This is a genomic window from Cobetia sp. PS-4MA, from assembly GCF_057670765.1.
This window is the reverse complement of the sequence record NZ_CM173107.1, coordinates 2,954,481-2,968,687: the sequence shown is the minus strand read 5'-3', so window position 1 is coordinate 2,968,687 and position 14,207 is coordinate 2,954,481. Positions and strand designations below refer to the sequence as shown.

At 62.5% G+C, this 14,207-nt stretch carries 13 protein-coding genes and 2 riboswitches; of the genes, 6 read left to right on the top strand and 7 right to left on the bottom strand.

Translation table 11 applies throughout. The features are described from left to right. The first annotated feature begins 42 nt into the window (after positions 1 to 42). Positions 43 to 909, top strand: coding sequence for a dienelactone hydrolase family protein (locus AC26AR_RS12670; protein ID WP_136938791.1), 867 nt, complete (start codon positions 43 to 45; stop codon positions 907 to 909). 107 nt (positions 910 to 1,016) lie between these two features. On the opposite strand, the gene pncB is transcribed toward AC26AR_RS12670, so the two are convergent. Together pncB and AC26AR_RS12660 are read right to left on the bottom strand one after the other, a co-directional pair. Then, positions 1,017 to 2,201: a nicotinate phosphoribosyltransferase gene (gene pncB / locus AC26AR_RS12665; RefSeq protein WP_084208033.1), complete on the bottom strand. Its 1,185-nt coding sequence runs from the start codon at positions 2,199 to 2,201 to the stop codon at positions 1,017 to 1,019. 131 nt (positions 2,202 to 2,332) lie between these two features. Continuing rightward, positions 2,333 to 2,689: a DUF4190 domain-containing protein gene (locus tag AC26AR_RS12660; RefSeq protein ID WP_240499666.1), complete on the bottom strand. Its 357-nt coding sequence runs from the start codon at positions 2,687 to 2,689 to the stop codon at positions 2,333 to 2,335. Positions 2,690 to 2,790: 101 nt separating this feature from the next. Here AC26AR_RS12660 and AC26AR_RS12655 point away from each other — a divergent pair, with 101 nt between their 5' ends. From AC26AR_RS12655 to AC26AR_RS12635, 5 genes are all read left to right on the top strand, one after another. Further along, complete coding sequence (locus tag AC26AR_RS12655; RefSeq protein WP_417285749.1) at positions 2,791 to 4,080, top strand: GNAT family N-acetyltransferase; 1,290 nt, start codon at positions 2,791 to 2,793, stop codon at positions 4,078 to 4,080. 161 nt (positions 4,081 to 4,241) lie between these two features. After that, positions 4,242 to 5,579 carry a nuclease-related domain-containing protein gene (locus AC26AR_RS12650; RefSeq protein WP_488107147.1) on the top strand — a complete coding sequence of 446 codons (1,338 nt, stop codon included), beginning with the start codon at positions 4,242 to 4,244 and terminating at the stop codon, positions 5,577 to 5,579. Between the two features lie 282 nt (positions 5,580 to 5,861). After that, positions 5,862 to 6,230 carry a phasin family protein gene (locus AC26AR_RS12645; protein WP_488107146.1) on the top strand — a complete coding sequence of 123 codons (369 nt, stop codon included), beginning with the start codon at positions 5,862 to 5,864 and terminating at the stop codon, positions 6,228 to 6,230. Positions 6,231 to 6,577: 347 nt separating this feature from the next. Beyond that, positions 6,578 to 7,084, top strand: coding sequence for a hypothetical protein (locus AC26AR_RS12640; RefSeq protein WP_127734635.1), 507 nt, complete (start codon positions 6,578 to 6,580; stop codon positions 7,082 to 7,084). Positions 7,085 to 7,171: 87 nt separating this feature from the next. Further along, positions 7,172 to 7,450, top strand: coding sequence for a peptidylprolyl isomerase (locus AC26AR_RS12635; RefSeq protein WP_043331408.1), 279 nt, complete (start codon positions 7,172 to 7,174; stop codon positions 7,448 to 7,450). A 130-nt stretch (positions 7,451 to 7,580) separates the two neighbouring features. Here the strand turns inward: AC26AR_RS12635 and thiC are convergent, their stop codons facing one another. The 5 genes from thiC to AC26AR_RS12610 all read right to left on the bottom strand — a co-directional run bounded on the left by thiC (position 7,581) and on the right by AC26AR_RS12610 (position 14,134). Then, a complete protein-coding gene (gene thiC, locus AC26AR_RS12630; RefSeq protein ID WP_136938788.1) occupies positions 7,581 to 9,590 on the bottom strand; it encodes a phosphomethylpyrimidine synthase ThiC in 2,010 nt (669 codons plus the stop codon). Between the two features lie 126 nt (positions 9,591 to 9,716). Further along, positions 9,717 to 9,857: riboswitch (TPP riboswitch) on the bottom strand. A 190-nt stretch (positions 9,858 to 10,047) separates the two neighbouring features. Then, the gene (gene tenA, locus AC26AR_RS12625) at positions 10,048 to 10,707 is read right to left on the bottom strand and encodes a thiaminase II (protein WP_077375119.1); all 660 of its coding nucleotides are present in this window, start codon (positions 10,705 to 10,707) and stop codon (positions 10,048 to 10,050) included. Positions 10,708 to 10,850: 143 nt separating this feature from the next. Further along, a riboswitch (TPP riboswitch) is annotated at positions 10,851 to 10,989 on the bottom strand. A 152-nt stretch (positions 10,990 to 11,141) separates the two neighbouring features. After that, positions 11,142 to 11,834, bottom strand: a complete 693-nt coding sequence (locus AC26AR_RS12620) for a TIGR04282 family arsenosugar biosynthesis glycosyltransferase (RefSeq protein WP_341542345.1) — start codon at positions 11,832 to 11,834, stop codon at positions 11,142 to 11,144. Between the two features lie 43 nt (positions 11,835 to 11,877). Further along, positions 11,878 to 12,687: a TIGR04283 family arsenosugar biosynthesis glycosyltransferase gene (locus AC26AR_RS12615; protein ID WP_488107145.1), complete on the bottom strand. Its 810-nt coding sequence runs from the start codon at positions 12,685 to 12,687 to the stop codon at positions 11,878 to 11,880. A gap of 142 nt (positions 12,688 to 12,829) precedes the next feature. Continuing rightward, on the bottom strand, positions 12,830 to 14,134 hold the full coding sequence (locus AC26AR_RS12610; RefSeq protein ID WP_488107144.1) for a PQQ-dependent sugar dehydrogenase: 1,305 nt from the start codon (positions 14,132 to 14,134) through the stop codon (positions 12,830 to 12,832). Between the last annotated feature and the right edge of the window lie 73 nt (positions 14,135 to 14,207).

The window sequence follows — 14,207 nt, the reverse complement described above, 5'->3', positions numbered from 1 at the left end:
TCCATCATTCTGTACTCTGTCAATCTGCACAAGGAGTGGGCGATGCGTATGTTACGTGGCTGGTGCGCCGGAAGTCTGTTGTTTGCACAATCGGTGCTGTCCGCGGGGCAGGCATTGGCGGCCGATGATGGCACCCTCGTCGACCGCCTCGAAGGACCGCAGGTCGTCACCGAGGTCGTGACCTATCGTGCCAATGGTGAGGAGCATGTCGGGCTGATCGCGCGTGATGCCAAGGCCAAGGGACGTCGTCCCGGCATACTGCTGGTCCATGAGTGGTGGGGGCTCAACAGTTATGCTCGCAAGCGCGCGGAGCAGCTGGCGGGGCTCGGCTATGTCGTGATGGCGGTAGACATGTACGGTGAAGGCCGCACGGCGGAGCATCCCGAGGATGCCAAGGCCTTCTCGTCGGCGGTGATGAGTGACTGGCCGAAGGCCGAATCCAGCTTCAATTCGGCGCTGGCGGTGCTGCGTTCTCGCCCCGAGGTGGATGGTGACCGCCTTGCGGCCATCGGCTATTGCTTCGGGGGAGGTGTCGTGTTGAACATGGCGCTTTCCGGCGCTCCGCTCAAGGCTGTCGTCAGCTTCCACGGCAGCCCTGGAATCGCCGTCGAGAATCCCGAGCCCTTCGCCGGACGCGTCGTGATCCAGAATGGCGAGGCGGATTCTCTGGTATCGCAGCAAGGATTGGACACGCTGCTGTCTACCTTTGAATCCCTCGGTACGCGGACGACCCTGATCCAGTATCCGGGGGCGAAGCATGCGTTCACCAATCCGGAGTCGGATGCCAAGGCCGCCAGGTACGACCTCCCGCTCGGCTATGATGCGTCGGCGGATGCTGCCTCCTGGCAGGTCATGCTCAATCTGTTCAATGGCGTGTTCAAGTCACCGAAGACCCAGCCGCAGACGTGAGCAGGTTGTCGTGACGCCGAATGCGTGACCTACATGAAGAAGCCCGTTCAGGCATCATCCTGAACGGGCTTCTTCATTGCGGGGTGACGGTGTCAGGGGCGAACGCGTCAGTCTGCCGTCTGATCCAGCTCCTTGAGCGAGAGCACCTGATGCGCGAGACGGATCATGTCCGGATCACCCGTATGCTTGCTGGACACATCCGACAGCTTGATCACCGGCACCCAATCCTGACCCTCGGGCCGGGCTTCCGTCATCTTGATGACCATGTTCATCGGCTGGGGGCCGACGTCATTGGTGAAGTTGGTGCCGATCCCGAACGACATGCCGATACGACCGGCACAGTAGCGCACGATACGGTCAACCTTGTCGGTATCCAGACCATCCGAGAAGATGATCGTCTTGGTCTTGGGATCAATGCCCAGCGACTCATAGTGGCGGATGGTCGCTTCGGCAAACTCGATGGGATCACCGCTGTCGTGCCGTACCCCATCAAACAGCTTGGCGAACTTCTTGTCGAAGCTTCTGAAGAAGGCACGACTGGTAAAGGTATCTGAAAGCGCGATCCCCAGATCACCCCGGTAGACCTTCACCCAGTTTTCCAGCGCCAGGATGTTGGCCATCTTGAACCCGAAGCGCGCTGCATGAAACATGAACCACTCGTGAGCATGCGTCCCGATGGGCTTGGTGCCATGACGCTGGGCCATGTGGACATTGCTGGTACCGATGAAGCAGCCACGGCCCTGTTCCTTGAGGGCGGCCACTACCTGATCATGGACCGCATAGGAATGGCGACGACGCGTCCCGAACTCGGCGACACGTACCCCCAGACGCTTGTAGTGCTCGATCTTGGTCAGCGTACTGTCACGCACGCTCTTGTCGCTGTCACGCTGATCGCCACCAAGGCGGTACCAGAGCTCACTGATCATCGCCATCAGCGGGACTTCCCACAGGATGGTGCGGTACCAGTAGCCCTCGATATGGACCTCAAGCTCCTCACCCGACTGGGTGATGGTGATTTCCGCGGGATCGAAGCGAAAGCCGGCAAGAAAGTCACGATAGGTGGGGTCGAGGAAGGGGCACTGTTGCTCCAGAAACTCCTTTTCCTCAGCACTCAGCGCCAGGCGTGCCATGTCATCCACGGCCGCGCGCAGTGCTTCGCCGAATCCCGGGGGGAAGGCATGCTGGCCCCGGTTGATGAAGGCGTAACGGGTGCGTGCGTAGGGAAACAGTTTCACCACCGCGTTCTGCATGGTGAACTTGTAGAAATCATTATCGAGAATCGAGTGCAGCATCGAGGCTCGCTCAGGTATGAGGCGGCTCACAGGAGCCGGAATCGCTGGCGGGAGCACACCAGGTGCTCAAGGCGGCAGGGTGTCCCGCTGGCATGAAAATCGGGGGCAGGCTGAAGGAGGGTCGTCCTGCGTCAGCTGCTGAACGCCATGATACCGAACATGGTGAGCATCATGCCGCCGAACATCAGCAGACCCGCCAATGACAACGCGATGAGCAGGTAGCCCAGTATGAGGCCGGCCAGCGCCCAGCTATCGCCGGCATCACCGCGCTGGCGAATCTGTCGGCGGGCGAGATGACCGCAGACGATACCACCCAATGCCGCGGGTGCCAGCAGACAGCCCAGCACGCTCAGGGCAAAGGAAGCCAGTGCCATGGCATTGGTCTCGGCGCGGGTTTCCTGCGCAGAGGGAGTGGTGGGACGCTCGGTAGCCGTCGCCGTATCGCGCGTGGGCTCAGGCTTGTCGGCGGGAGGCGATGTATCAGTCATGGCAGTCTCATTGTCTTGCATCATGGCGACACACTAGCATGTCCTGGGGCAGGCGGCATATCGGCCGGGCGGCAGAGTGGGCATCTTCAGAGGAGAGCAGGGTGAGCGAGCACCGGGAAGCAGGGCATCAGGAGAGTGATGCGTCGCGAAGGCAGATCGGGACTGAGGCCACTGACAGACGTGGCGCGAACTGGCAGCTGGACGTGCTCTCGTCGATCAGCGCTGTCACGCCCGCAGAATGGGATGCGCTGGCGGGAAAAGAGTATCCCTTTCTGCAACATGCCTATCTTCGTGCACTGGAAGACAGCGGCGCGGCCTGCGCGTCTACGGGCTGGTACCCGGCGCACTTGCTGGTGCGTGACGAGTCAGGACGGCTTGTCGCCGGCTTGCTGCGCTATCTCAAGCTGCACTCGCGGGGCGAGTATGTCTTTGACCAGCAATGGGCCGAGGCGCTGGAGCAGGCCGGTGGGCGTTATTATCCCAAGCAGCTGTCGGCAGTTCCCTTCACGCCGAGCGCTGGTCCGCGGCTGGTCCTGGCCTCATCGGAGACGGGAGGCCCTTCCCGCCGAGCGCTGCTTGCCTGGTTGTGGCCCAGGCTTCAGGCCGGCGTGGCACCCGCCGTCGACGCAGGCGGGCCCTTGCGACGCTTTGAGCACAGTGGCTTTCATCTGTTGTTCGCGGATCTCGACGAGTGCCGCGACTGGCAAGCCGTCAGTCCGCAGCTGATGCTGCGTGGTGGCATGCAGTATCACTGGCAGTCGCGAGGTGAGCGAGACTTCGATGAGTGGCTGGGCAGTCTGCGCTCCAAGCGACGCAAGGAGATCCGCCGCGAGCGCCGCAAGGTGCTCGAGCAGGGCATCACCCTCGCGCGTCTCAGCGGTGAAGCCATCGGTGAGAGCGATCTCGAAGCATTCCATCGCTGTTACTGCATGACCTATCTGGAGCGCGGACAACGGCCCTACCTGACACTGGCGTTCTTTCAGCGCTTAAGGCGCAGCATGCCCGAGCAGCTGCTGCTGGTGCAGGCGCGTGATGAACATGGCGATCCTGTGGCGGCTGCGTTGTGCCTTGTCGGTGCCGATTGCCTCTATGGGCGCTGGTGGGGCAGTGAAGTGCAGGCGGACTGCCTGCATTTCGAGGTCTGCTATTACCAGGGGCTGGAGTTCTGCCTTGAGCGGGGACTGACGCGCTTTGATCCGGGCACACAGGGTGAGCACAAGATCAGCCGCGGCTTCTCGGCCTATGACACCTGGTCATTGCACTGGCTGGTACATCCCGGACTGCAGTCAGCCGTGGCTGACGCGCTTGAGGAGGAAGCGCGCTGGTTGAGCGGGGCGCGACGCCAGGTGGAGGCGATGCTGCCCTATCATCATCAGCCTGATCTATCCTGAAGGTCTGTCCTGAAGCGCTATCCTGAAGATCTGCCCTGTACCCGTTTCTCCCCTGCTTGTTCCCCCTGGCTGGTGGATGCCCTGACAGGTAGCAGGTGGCAGAGATGGCACTGCGATGACTACACTGAAAACATCTTAATGTTCTAAATTTAGAGGCTCCCATGCTGCTCAAGGATTGTGACTCCAGGGAGTATGACGTTCTGGTACTTGAGGTATTGGCGCAGAATGCCACCTTGAGCACCCAGGAGCGCCAGCAGGTTCTGAGGATGCTGCGAGGCGTTCGAGCGCATCAGGAGCGTCGTCGTTCGCTCGCCCGATTCCTGAACACTCTGTTCGAGTCGCGCGATGACTGGGTCGTGCTGCATGACCTGCGCCTGGAAGGGGATGATGGCGTGATCGAGCTGGATCACGTGTTGATCAATCGCCTCATGCAATTCTGGGTACTGGATGCGTCCTGCTTTGATCTCCCGCTGACGATCTCGCCATTTGGCGAGCTGAGCGCGCACCAGGGCCCCTCTGTCGAGCAAGGCGCTTCCGTCGGGCAGGGCTCATTGGAAGATATCGGGGAGGTCGTTCATAGCGGTGATGAGTTGCGGTTGACGCCATCACCGCTGCTGGCACTCAAGGAACAGCAGCAGTGCTTTCGCCGCTGGCTGGAGAGCTCAGGTCTCCTGCCTTCCAGACTCGGGATGGTGCTGCAGCCACAATTGACGCATCGGTTGGTCATTGCCGCCGAGGAACAGGTCAGCCGGCCTCCCGAAGATATTCTGGACAGTCGAGCGCTGGTGGACCTGCGCGGGTTGTCCGAAGAATGCCTCAATCTGGGGAGCGGGGCGGCCTCCGTCGCCCGCATGCGTGATTTCACCCACCGGATCGACCCGCGTCGTCTGAGGCGTCTCGGTCGTGCCATCCTGGCGCAGCATGGCCCATCACGGGTCGACTGGGCGTCGCGACTCGGCTTGTCAGAACATGCCACCGTGGCCATCCATCCCGATGAGCAGACGGCCTACGCCTGGGCGCCACCCCAGGACCCATCCGCTTCCCCCTCGGTGGCCCCCGTGCGTGATGACGCCATCCCTTCTTCAAGCGGGGATGACGCTCCTCAGGTCACGCCTCGTGAGGAGGGGCCAACACCTTCCGAGACTCGCCGGGCCACTCCTCCAAAGGCCATCTCATCCTCTTTCCAGACACTGATGTCCGGCATGACGCAGACCATGCCCTCGTCCACGTGCCACGGCTTGCAGGCTCAGGACTGGCAGCCTTCAGTTTCTGACGTGAGGCTGCAGGGCGTGTCTTCCGCTGGCGCGAAAGCCTCTGACGTGTCGCACGGCCATCGTGGCATGGGGTCTGGCCATGATGAGATGCAATACCTGCAGCCACGTTGTGATGAGTGTCGTCGCTGGTTGTCCAAGGCCAGTGTGGCGTTATGTCGTAGCGAGGGTCAGCGCGAATTGCTGGGCGACAGGATGTTGTGCCAGCGATGTCGTGCGAGCGACTGAAATCTTCATGACATTCAGGGGCTTGGCGTCTCTGGACAAGAGGGGAGTCAGCCCGGCAGCAGACTCGCAGGGCAAGGGGGTTGATCAATATTGCGTTCCTGATGTTGCAGTGCAGCAAGAGGTGGCTTATGCTGCACTGCAGCGAGGATGGAACCTGTCGAGAATGCTGGCTTGCAGTGAGATCTCGACCTCATGGCTCACAAGCTTGGTTCAGTCCTGGTAGCCAACGGAGCAAAGCTCCGCTTCATTTTCCGTGTGATGCCAAACCCTGGAGGGTGCCCCATGTTCAACACCAATCTTGAGAAGGCCTCTCAGCAGTTCGACGACATGTTCTTCGCTCCGCTGCGTGCTTTCAGCGCCCTGAGCCTCGATTACAGCGAGAAGCTGGTCAGCGCTCAGATGGATCTGACCAAGTCCTACGTTGACACCTCCATGGCGCAGGCGCGTTCCATGCTCGAGATCAAGGACAGCGAAGGCCTGAAGAACTTCGTCAAGGAACAGCAGGAGACGGTCAAGTCTCTGGGCGAGAAGCTTCAGAACGACACCCAGAAGGTGGTCGAGCTGAACCAGGAATACGCCAAGAAAGGTCAGGAACTGGCAGAGAACAATGCCAAGTCCGCCTCCGAGGCCATGCAGAAAGTCGCCAAGTAAGCGGCTGCTGCTGACGCTCTCAGGCGAGCGTCTACAACGCCCATCCGGTCTTCCGGGTGGGCGTTCGCGCGTCTGGAGTCTTGAATCTGATGGCTCGTTGCGGGAGGAGGAAGCGTTGGCACCATCCCCTTGAGCGTCAAGGCAATGATGGCGGTGAGCGGGTAATATCGCAGTGAGCGCGCTGACGCTATCGGTCGGTCTTATCCGGCAGGGTTATCAGGCAGCGTTACCAGGCAGCGTTACCAGGCAGCGTTACCAGATCATATCACCGCAAGTGACGGTCATGGATGATCGAGCAAGGCTCCCCGGCGGCATATGCCGGGAGGCATCAACACAAGGAGTGTGTGATGAATTCTGTCAGTGCGGCATTGGCAGCATTAATGGACGCGGTATCCGGCATGAGTGGGCAATTCGGGGAGGGGGTAGCGTCTCATCTGACGTCGACAGCAGGGCTTCAGCGAGAACATGTCGAGACCCGCTATCAAGGGCAGATGATCGATTTCGATACCTTGCAGTGGCGTGTTCTCAATGACTCCGTGTGTGCCAACCAGCGGCAGAATGCCATGGCACATACCCGCTGCAGCCAGGCGGCCAGTGAGATGTTCGCTTCCACCTGTCAGGAAATGACCGCCAATCCTCCGACCCTGCCCTCCCAGCGTTACCACAGTACGCGGCGCATGGCCTGCCATGCGGCGGTCAGCTATCAGCCCAGCATCGGCAATATCCAGTGGGCTGAATCATCAGGTGCCGATCAACTGGCTGAGGCGGAATGCAATGCTGCCACAGCGGCGCTGCTGGGCAGCAGCGACCTTGATGCCATCCAGTATCAGCGCCGGGTCTGTGGCGGACGCTAGCGGCGAGCGTCGCCTTGGGCCACAATGTGCTGCCACGCCGCCAGTGATTGCCGGCGGCATTTATTCGATCAGTGACAGGTGATAGACATGGCACAGGCCACAGCGCGTCATATTCTCGTTTCCAGCGAAGAACAGTGTGCAGCTCTCAAGACCGAAATCGAGAACGGCCGCGATTTCGCTGATGCCGCTCGCGAGCACTCCTCCTGCCCGTCCGGTCGCAGTGGCGGTGACCTGGGCGCCTTCGGCCCGGGCATGATGGTCAAGGAATTCGACGAAGTCGTGTTCAGCGCACCGATCAACACCGTGCAGGGCCCGGTGAAGACCCAGTTCGGTTATCACCTGCTGGAAGTCACCAGCCGCACGTGATCTCTGGATCACGCTCATGACGTGTCATGAGCGGTTGGCAGCAGGCCATTGAAAACGCCCCGACCAGTGATGGTCGGGGCGTTTTTCGTGCGGCTCAGCGCGTCAGCCTTTCGTGCGCCAATCCCTCTACCTATACCTCCTGATAGAGCTGGCTGCCTTCGCGCTTGAACTTGTCAGCCTGCTCCTGCATGCCGGCCATCACGCTGTCGGCGTCACCGGTCAGGCCGTGTTCGTTGGCGTAGTCGCGGACTTCCTGGGTGATCTTCATCGAGCAGAACTTCGGCCCGCACATGGAGCAGAAGTGGGCGACCTTGGCCGAATCCTTGGGCAGCGTCTCGTCGTGGAAGCTGCGCGCGGTGTCCGGGTCAAGGCCCAGATTGAACTGGTCTTCCCAGCGGAACTCGAAGCGTGCCTTGGAGAGTGCATTGTCACGACGTTGCGCGCCCGGATGCCCCTTGGCCAGGTCCGCGGCATGCGCGGCGATCTTGTAGGTGATGATGCCAGTCTTGACGTCGTCCTTGTTGGGCAGGCCCAGGTGCTCCTTGGGGGTCACGTAGCAGAGCATGGCGCAGCCGAACCAGCCGATCATCGCGGCACCGATACCGGAGGTGATGTGGTCGTAGCCCGGGGCGATGTCGGTGGTCAGCGGGCCGAGGGTGTAGAAGGGCGCCTCGTCGCACTCGCTGAGCTGCTTGTCCATGTTCTCCTTGATCAGGTGCATCGGCACGTGACCCGGACCTTCGATCATGACCTGGACATCGTGCTGCCAGGCGATCTTCGTCAGCTCGCCGAGCGTCTCGAGCTCGCCGAACTGGGCGGCGTCATTGGCATCGGCCACCGAGCCCGGGCGCAGGCCATCGCCCAGTGACAGGCTGATGTCGTAGGCCTTGCAGATCTCGCAGATGTCCTCGAAGTGGCGATAGAGGAAGCTTTCCTCGTGATGCGCCAGACACCACTTGGCCATGATGGAGCCACCGCGCGAGACGATGCCGGTCACGCGGCTGGCGGTCAGCGGCACATAGCGCAGCAGGACGCCGGCGTGGATGGTGAAGTAGTCGACGCCTTGCTCGGCCTGCTCGATCAGCGTGTCGCGGAAGATCTCCCAATCAAGATTCTCGGCCACGCCATCGACCTTCTCCAGCGCCTGATAGATCGGCACCGTGCCGATGGGCACGGGAGAGTTGCGCAGAATCCATTCACGGGTCTCGTGGATGTTGGCGCCGGTCGAGAGATCCATCACGGTGTCGGAGCCCCAGCGGATCGCCCAGGTCATCTTGTCGACCTCTTCCTCGATGGAGGAGGTGACCGCCGAGTTGCCCAGGTTGCCGTTGACCTTCACCAGGAAGTTGCGGCCGATGATCATCGGCTCGCTTTCCGGGTGATTGATGTTGGCGGGAATGATGGCGCGGCCACGCGCGACTTCCTCACGCACGAATTCGGCGGTGATCTCGTCGGGCAGGTTGGCGCCGAAGCTGTGACCCGGGTGCTGGTGGCCCAGAATACTCTCGACGGAGTCGCTGCCCTGATATTCCTCACGCAGCGCGATACGACGCTGATTCTCACGAATCGCGATGTACTCCATCTCCGGCGTGATGATGCCCTGGCGCGCATAGTGCAGCTGGGTGACATTCTTGCCCGGCAGGGCACGACGCGGGCGGTGGTCCAGCTCGAAACGCAGGGACGACAGGCGCAGGTCGGCCTGGCGCACGCGACCATACTCGCTGCTCAGCTGATTGAGCTGTTCGGTATCGCCGCGTTCCTCGATCCACTTCTCGCGCAGTGGCGCCAGCCCGCGACGAATGTCGATCTCGACCGCCGGGTCGGTGTAGGGGCCGGAGGTGTCGTAGACGACGATCGGCGGATTCTCTTCCAGACCGCTGGAGGTCTGGGTCGGCGAGCAGCCGATCTCGCGCATGGGCACGCGGATGTCCGGGCGAGAGCCTTCGATGTAGATCTTGCGCGAGCCGCTCAGCGGCGCGATGGCGGCGGCGTCGACGCGGGCTTCGCTGGCGAGATGGCGACTGCCATCCTTGCGACCGGCACGGGCGCGCGCCTTCGGCGCAGCCTCAGGTTGGGGGGCGAGCGACGGTTCGGCGGCGTTGGTGGCTTGCGGATCTTGAGTCGTGGGGGTAGTGCTCATGCAGGTCTCCTCAAAGGGCGACGTCACGGCAGACGTCATCATGGGAAGACCGTGCGCAGGGAGAGGATGGCCATCGCCGACTCCTTGCCAACAGGTGGCCCGGGAGCGAGGCGGCCGCGGGCAGCGGCTGACCATCAGCTTGATTCCTACGCCGGTCCTAACCGGTTCAGGTTCCACGGGACCCCTTGCTGGCAGCCTCGCCCATTTGGCGGCGAGGTGATGCATGCAGGATCTCAGCCGGTTCCACCGGCACCCCGTCAAGCGTGCTCAGAATTCAATGCGGGCATGACCTGTGCTGAGCGTTGTGCTGGCCCAGGTCATCGTGCTCGCATTCAGGCTCTGATGGCCTGTGGTGTGTCTGGATGATTGGCGAGAGGACCACGTCCCCAGGCCGATGAAAATCGGTGTGTCTTCCGTTCGCGCTGGCGCGGCCTGTCAGGCGACGGCCAGCCACGGATCAGTCGCGATCAAGGCCCATCTGCCAGAAGTCGATCTCGAGACGTGTCGCATCGCGGAAGACATCCACCAGTTCGCCCAGCCGGCGCTCCGAGACCTCCGAGAGCCGAGCGTCCAGCCATTCTCGTTCGGCGTCCACCGCTTCCTTGAAGTCATCGCTGGAGTACATCGCGATCCAGTCCGCGTACGGATTGTCCTCGATCTCGGTGGTGTCCTGATCCAGCAGCCACTCGGCGATCTCGCCGTAGCCGATCAGGCAGGGCGCGAGCGCCACGTGAAGATCGAGAAGATCGCCGCGCTGGCCGCAATCCAGCACGTAACGGGTATAGGCCAGGGTGGCGCGGGATTCCGGCAGCTCACTCAGGTCATCCTCGCTGATGCCCCACTCGCTGCAGTAGCCGATATGCAGATCGAGCTCGGTATTGAGGATGGTGTCGAGACTGGCCGTGGCCTGACGCAGCTCCGCGAGGGTGCGGCTCTTGTAGGCGGCCAGCGCCCAGGCGCGCGCGAAGTGGATCAGGAACAGGTAGTCCTGCTGCAGGTAATGGCGGAAGGACTCCTCTGGCAGACGACCTTCCCCGAGCTGGCGAACGAAGTCATGCTCGAGATAGTCGCGCCATTCCTCGGCGCAGGCACTGGTCAGGTCTGAAAAGCTGGGCATCGACGCATCCCTCGGTGAGCGTGCTGCCAATCCGTGATGGAGTGGCAAAGGTCTGGCTCGAGCGTGGTCAGGTCCGGCAATCTGCAGGGAAAAAGCGGGGGGAGGTGCGGCGTTCACCTGGAAGAGGTGAAGATGATGTGCGGCAACACTTCGCGCTTGATCCCTACGCCGGTACTAACCGGATCAGGTTCGGCGGGATCGTCATACACGCACCTCGATGCAAGGCCTCGAACAGTGCGAATGACATCTCAGCCGGTCTTACCGGCACCCCGTCAAGCTGTGACTCAGACGTCACGATATCTCGAGTGTAACAGTCCAGCGGTGCAGGAAAAGCCTCTGCCGCCCTAAAACCCATGCGACTTTGGGAGGCCTTCTGCGATGCGGAAAGGGCTTCCTGCGATGCGGGAAGCGTGTCATGCGCTGCAGGAAAGATGTCATGCAGGCTGACAGGAGGAGAGGTTCGCCATCAGGGCTGGGAAGTGTCGCCTCAGGCGCACCAGATCGTGAGGCTCATCGACATCCCAGCTGACAGGCAGGCAACCGACGCTTCTGCCTGCCTGAGCCAGCAGTGCAAGAGTCTCCCGGCTCACGTCGGCATGGCTCCAGTGATCCAGCTGGAAGGCCGCCGGGCAGGCTGCTTTCAGGCCAATCAATCCGTATCCCCCGTCTTCGCTGGGCTGCAGCACCGCATCATGGTCATGCAGGCACCGCGCCGCCTCGCGCAGACGTTGACTGTCCAATGCGGGCAGGTCAGAGCCCATCAGCAGCACGGGGCCTGCGGGCAGGTGGCGCAGCATGGCCTGATGCATGCGCTCCCCAAGCCCACCCTGTGGCTGTGCCTCGAGCGTGATCCGCCTGCCATGTGCCGCCATGCTCTCTGCACGCCACTGATCCTCAAGTTCCGTCAGCAGGGCTGCCTGCTCAGGTTGCTGCCGGGCGTGCTCGGGGGAGGGAGTCAGCATCACGACCACCTTGCCGAGGCGTGAGGCGCAGGCCTGCTGAACGATTCTGCGCAGCATGCGCGAGTAGAGGCGTGCCGCCCCCTCGGGACCGAGGGCAGGGATCAGCCGCGTCTTGCATTGTCCGGCCAGTGGCAGGCGGCCGAAGATGATGAGCGTCGGGCGCATGTCATACGCGGCCGTGTCGGTTTCCCTGTCAGCAAGCGAGGTTTCAGGCATGAGGCAAGCCACGCTGTTCGCAGGCCTGAGCGGCGGCACCATATCCATAGAGGCGCGCCAGACGGACAGGAGATACGCCACCCCAGGCTGCCAGGCGCAGCCCCCACATCTTGAGGATGGTGCGACAGGCGCCATGGGTTTCCCAGCGTCTTCCACTGGTGGTGACTCTGGCGGAGAGGTTCAGCGGCGAGGTCAGTCGCTTGAGCCTGACGCTCAGCTGGATGTCCTCCATCAGGGGCACGACGGGAAAGCCCTCGATGGCCTCGAAGGTGGAGCGTCGTACGAACTGGGTCTGATCACCCGTGCTGATGCTGGTCAGGCGTGAGCGCAGATTCATCAGCGTGGCGATCACGGGCAGCAGCGGAGAATCTCCTTCGATGTCGACATCGAAGCGACCCCAGTCGCACTCGCGATGCTCGACGAGGGTCTCTGACAGTACCGAGAGGACATGTGCCGGCAGGCGCGTATCAGCATGCAGGAACAGCAGCCATTGGCCACGAGCCTGAGAGGCACCGGCGTTCATCTGCGTTGCCCGGCCCGGATCACTGCTCAGGCAGCGATCGCACAGCGGCGTTGCCAGCTCGCGGGTAGTATCCGTGGAGCCGCCATCGACCACGATGACCTCGCAATCCCCGCTCGCGCGCAGTGGACTCAAGGCGATCAAGGCCGAGACGATACCGGATGCCTCGTTGTGGACTGGCATGATGATGCTCAGCCACGGAGTGCGTGTCAGGGCGCTGCCCGAACGGACAGCCCCGGGGGCAGGTCTGGCAACTGGCGAGAAGATGGAGGGCTTTGTCATGGCGCAGGCTCCGGCGATGGCGTCGTCCTGAGAGCATACGCATGTGATCACCCCATGGATGCAGAGCGTCGAGACGCTCGCTCAACGCTTGGGCGAAGAATCAACGCGTGAGCCGCCGTGTCGAGTCAGAGGCGGCTGGAGGTCACTGAGAGAAGGTGATCCGATAGAGTCCTGAGGCTCCGGTATCGCTGGTCAGGTAGAGGCTGCCATCCTTGCCGAATGCTACATCCAGTGGGCGTATCCAGCGCTCGCCGCTGGCGGCATCCTGCAGGCCGGTCAGTACCGGCACTAAGCGTGCTTCAGTGTCTGGCGTCGCCAGCTTGAGGCCCAGCAGGCGAGGCTCACGACGACTGGCGGGGTCTCCCCACGCCTTGCCGGACGGTGCCGTGCCCCAGCTGCCGTGGACTGCCACCACGACATCCATGTCAGCAGCCAATGGATGCCCAGGCGGCACCACCGCGATACCCATCGGCGCACTGCGAGCGGGGATCTCGGCCAGTGGCGGTGCAATCTCGTCACGTTCGCGCGGTGAATCGCTCGTGATGCAATCATCTGCCTGCCAGCGGCCATCGATCCACTGATACCAGGGCATGCCATGGAAGCTGCCTTCGCGGGCAGCGACCACCAGCTCGCGGGGATGCTCGTAGCCCCAGTGGTCCGGTCCGTTGTTGGTGGCCAGCAGGCGCGTCTCTCCTGTCGCCTGTGCCTGCCAGGTCAGGCCGACGGGGTTGCGCAGACCACTCGCCCACGCACGCCACTCGGGAGGCTCGCCACTTTCCTCAAGGCGCATCACTCCCCCACGGCGCTGTTGCTGTGGATAGCGAGGCGAGGTGCCCGCCAGATATTGATCGGAGCAGTTGCCCTGGATCCCCAGCGCCAGATACAGGCCATTGTCAGGGCCCAGGCTCAGCGTACGCGAGTTGTGGCCACCGCCGCCGGGAATCGCGATCACGCGCTGGAAGTCGCTCGGGGCAAGGGAGATCCCGGGATGGTAGTCCGCGACCAGCAGGGCGTCCGTGGTCGCGACATACAGGCGCGCATCGCGGACGACGACAGAGTGGGGATAGCCTTCCAGCTCGACCAGCACTTCCATGCGCTTGAGGCTGCCATCATCGGCCAGCTGGCCTCGGTAGAGCTTGCCGGCCCGCGAGCCGATCAACACCTCATCGTGAGCGGTGAGGTGCAGCATGCGAGGTGCCTGAATCGATGCCAGCCGAGTCATGCCGGCCCCTGGTGGCAGCCTCAGGGAGGGGGCGTCCTCGGGAACCGAGCTTGCCGCCTGCAATGCCAGAGTCGGGGCATGAGCAGAGGTCTCGCCATCGAGGGTGTCGTTGCTGCTTGCCTCGCTCCAGGCAGGAGACGACGCGCAGAGACAGCCGATGAGCGCCGTCCCCATCAGCTGTCTGATGCTTGCGCATCCACGGATGTCCTGTTGGCGCTTGCTCATGTGCTCCACTGCCTCCCTGGCCTGTCGCCGCTACCTCGGCAAGTCGACTGGCATCGCTCGCCGCCGTACAGGA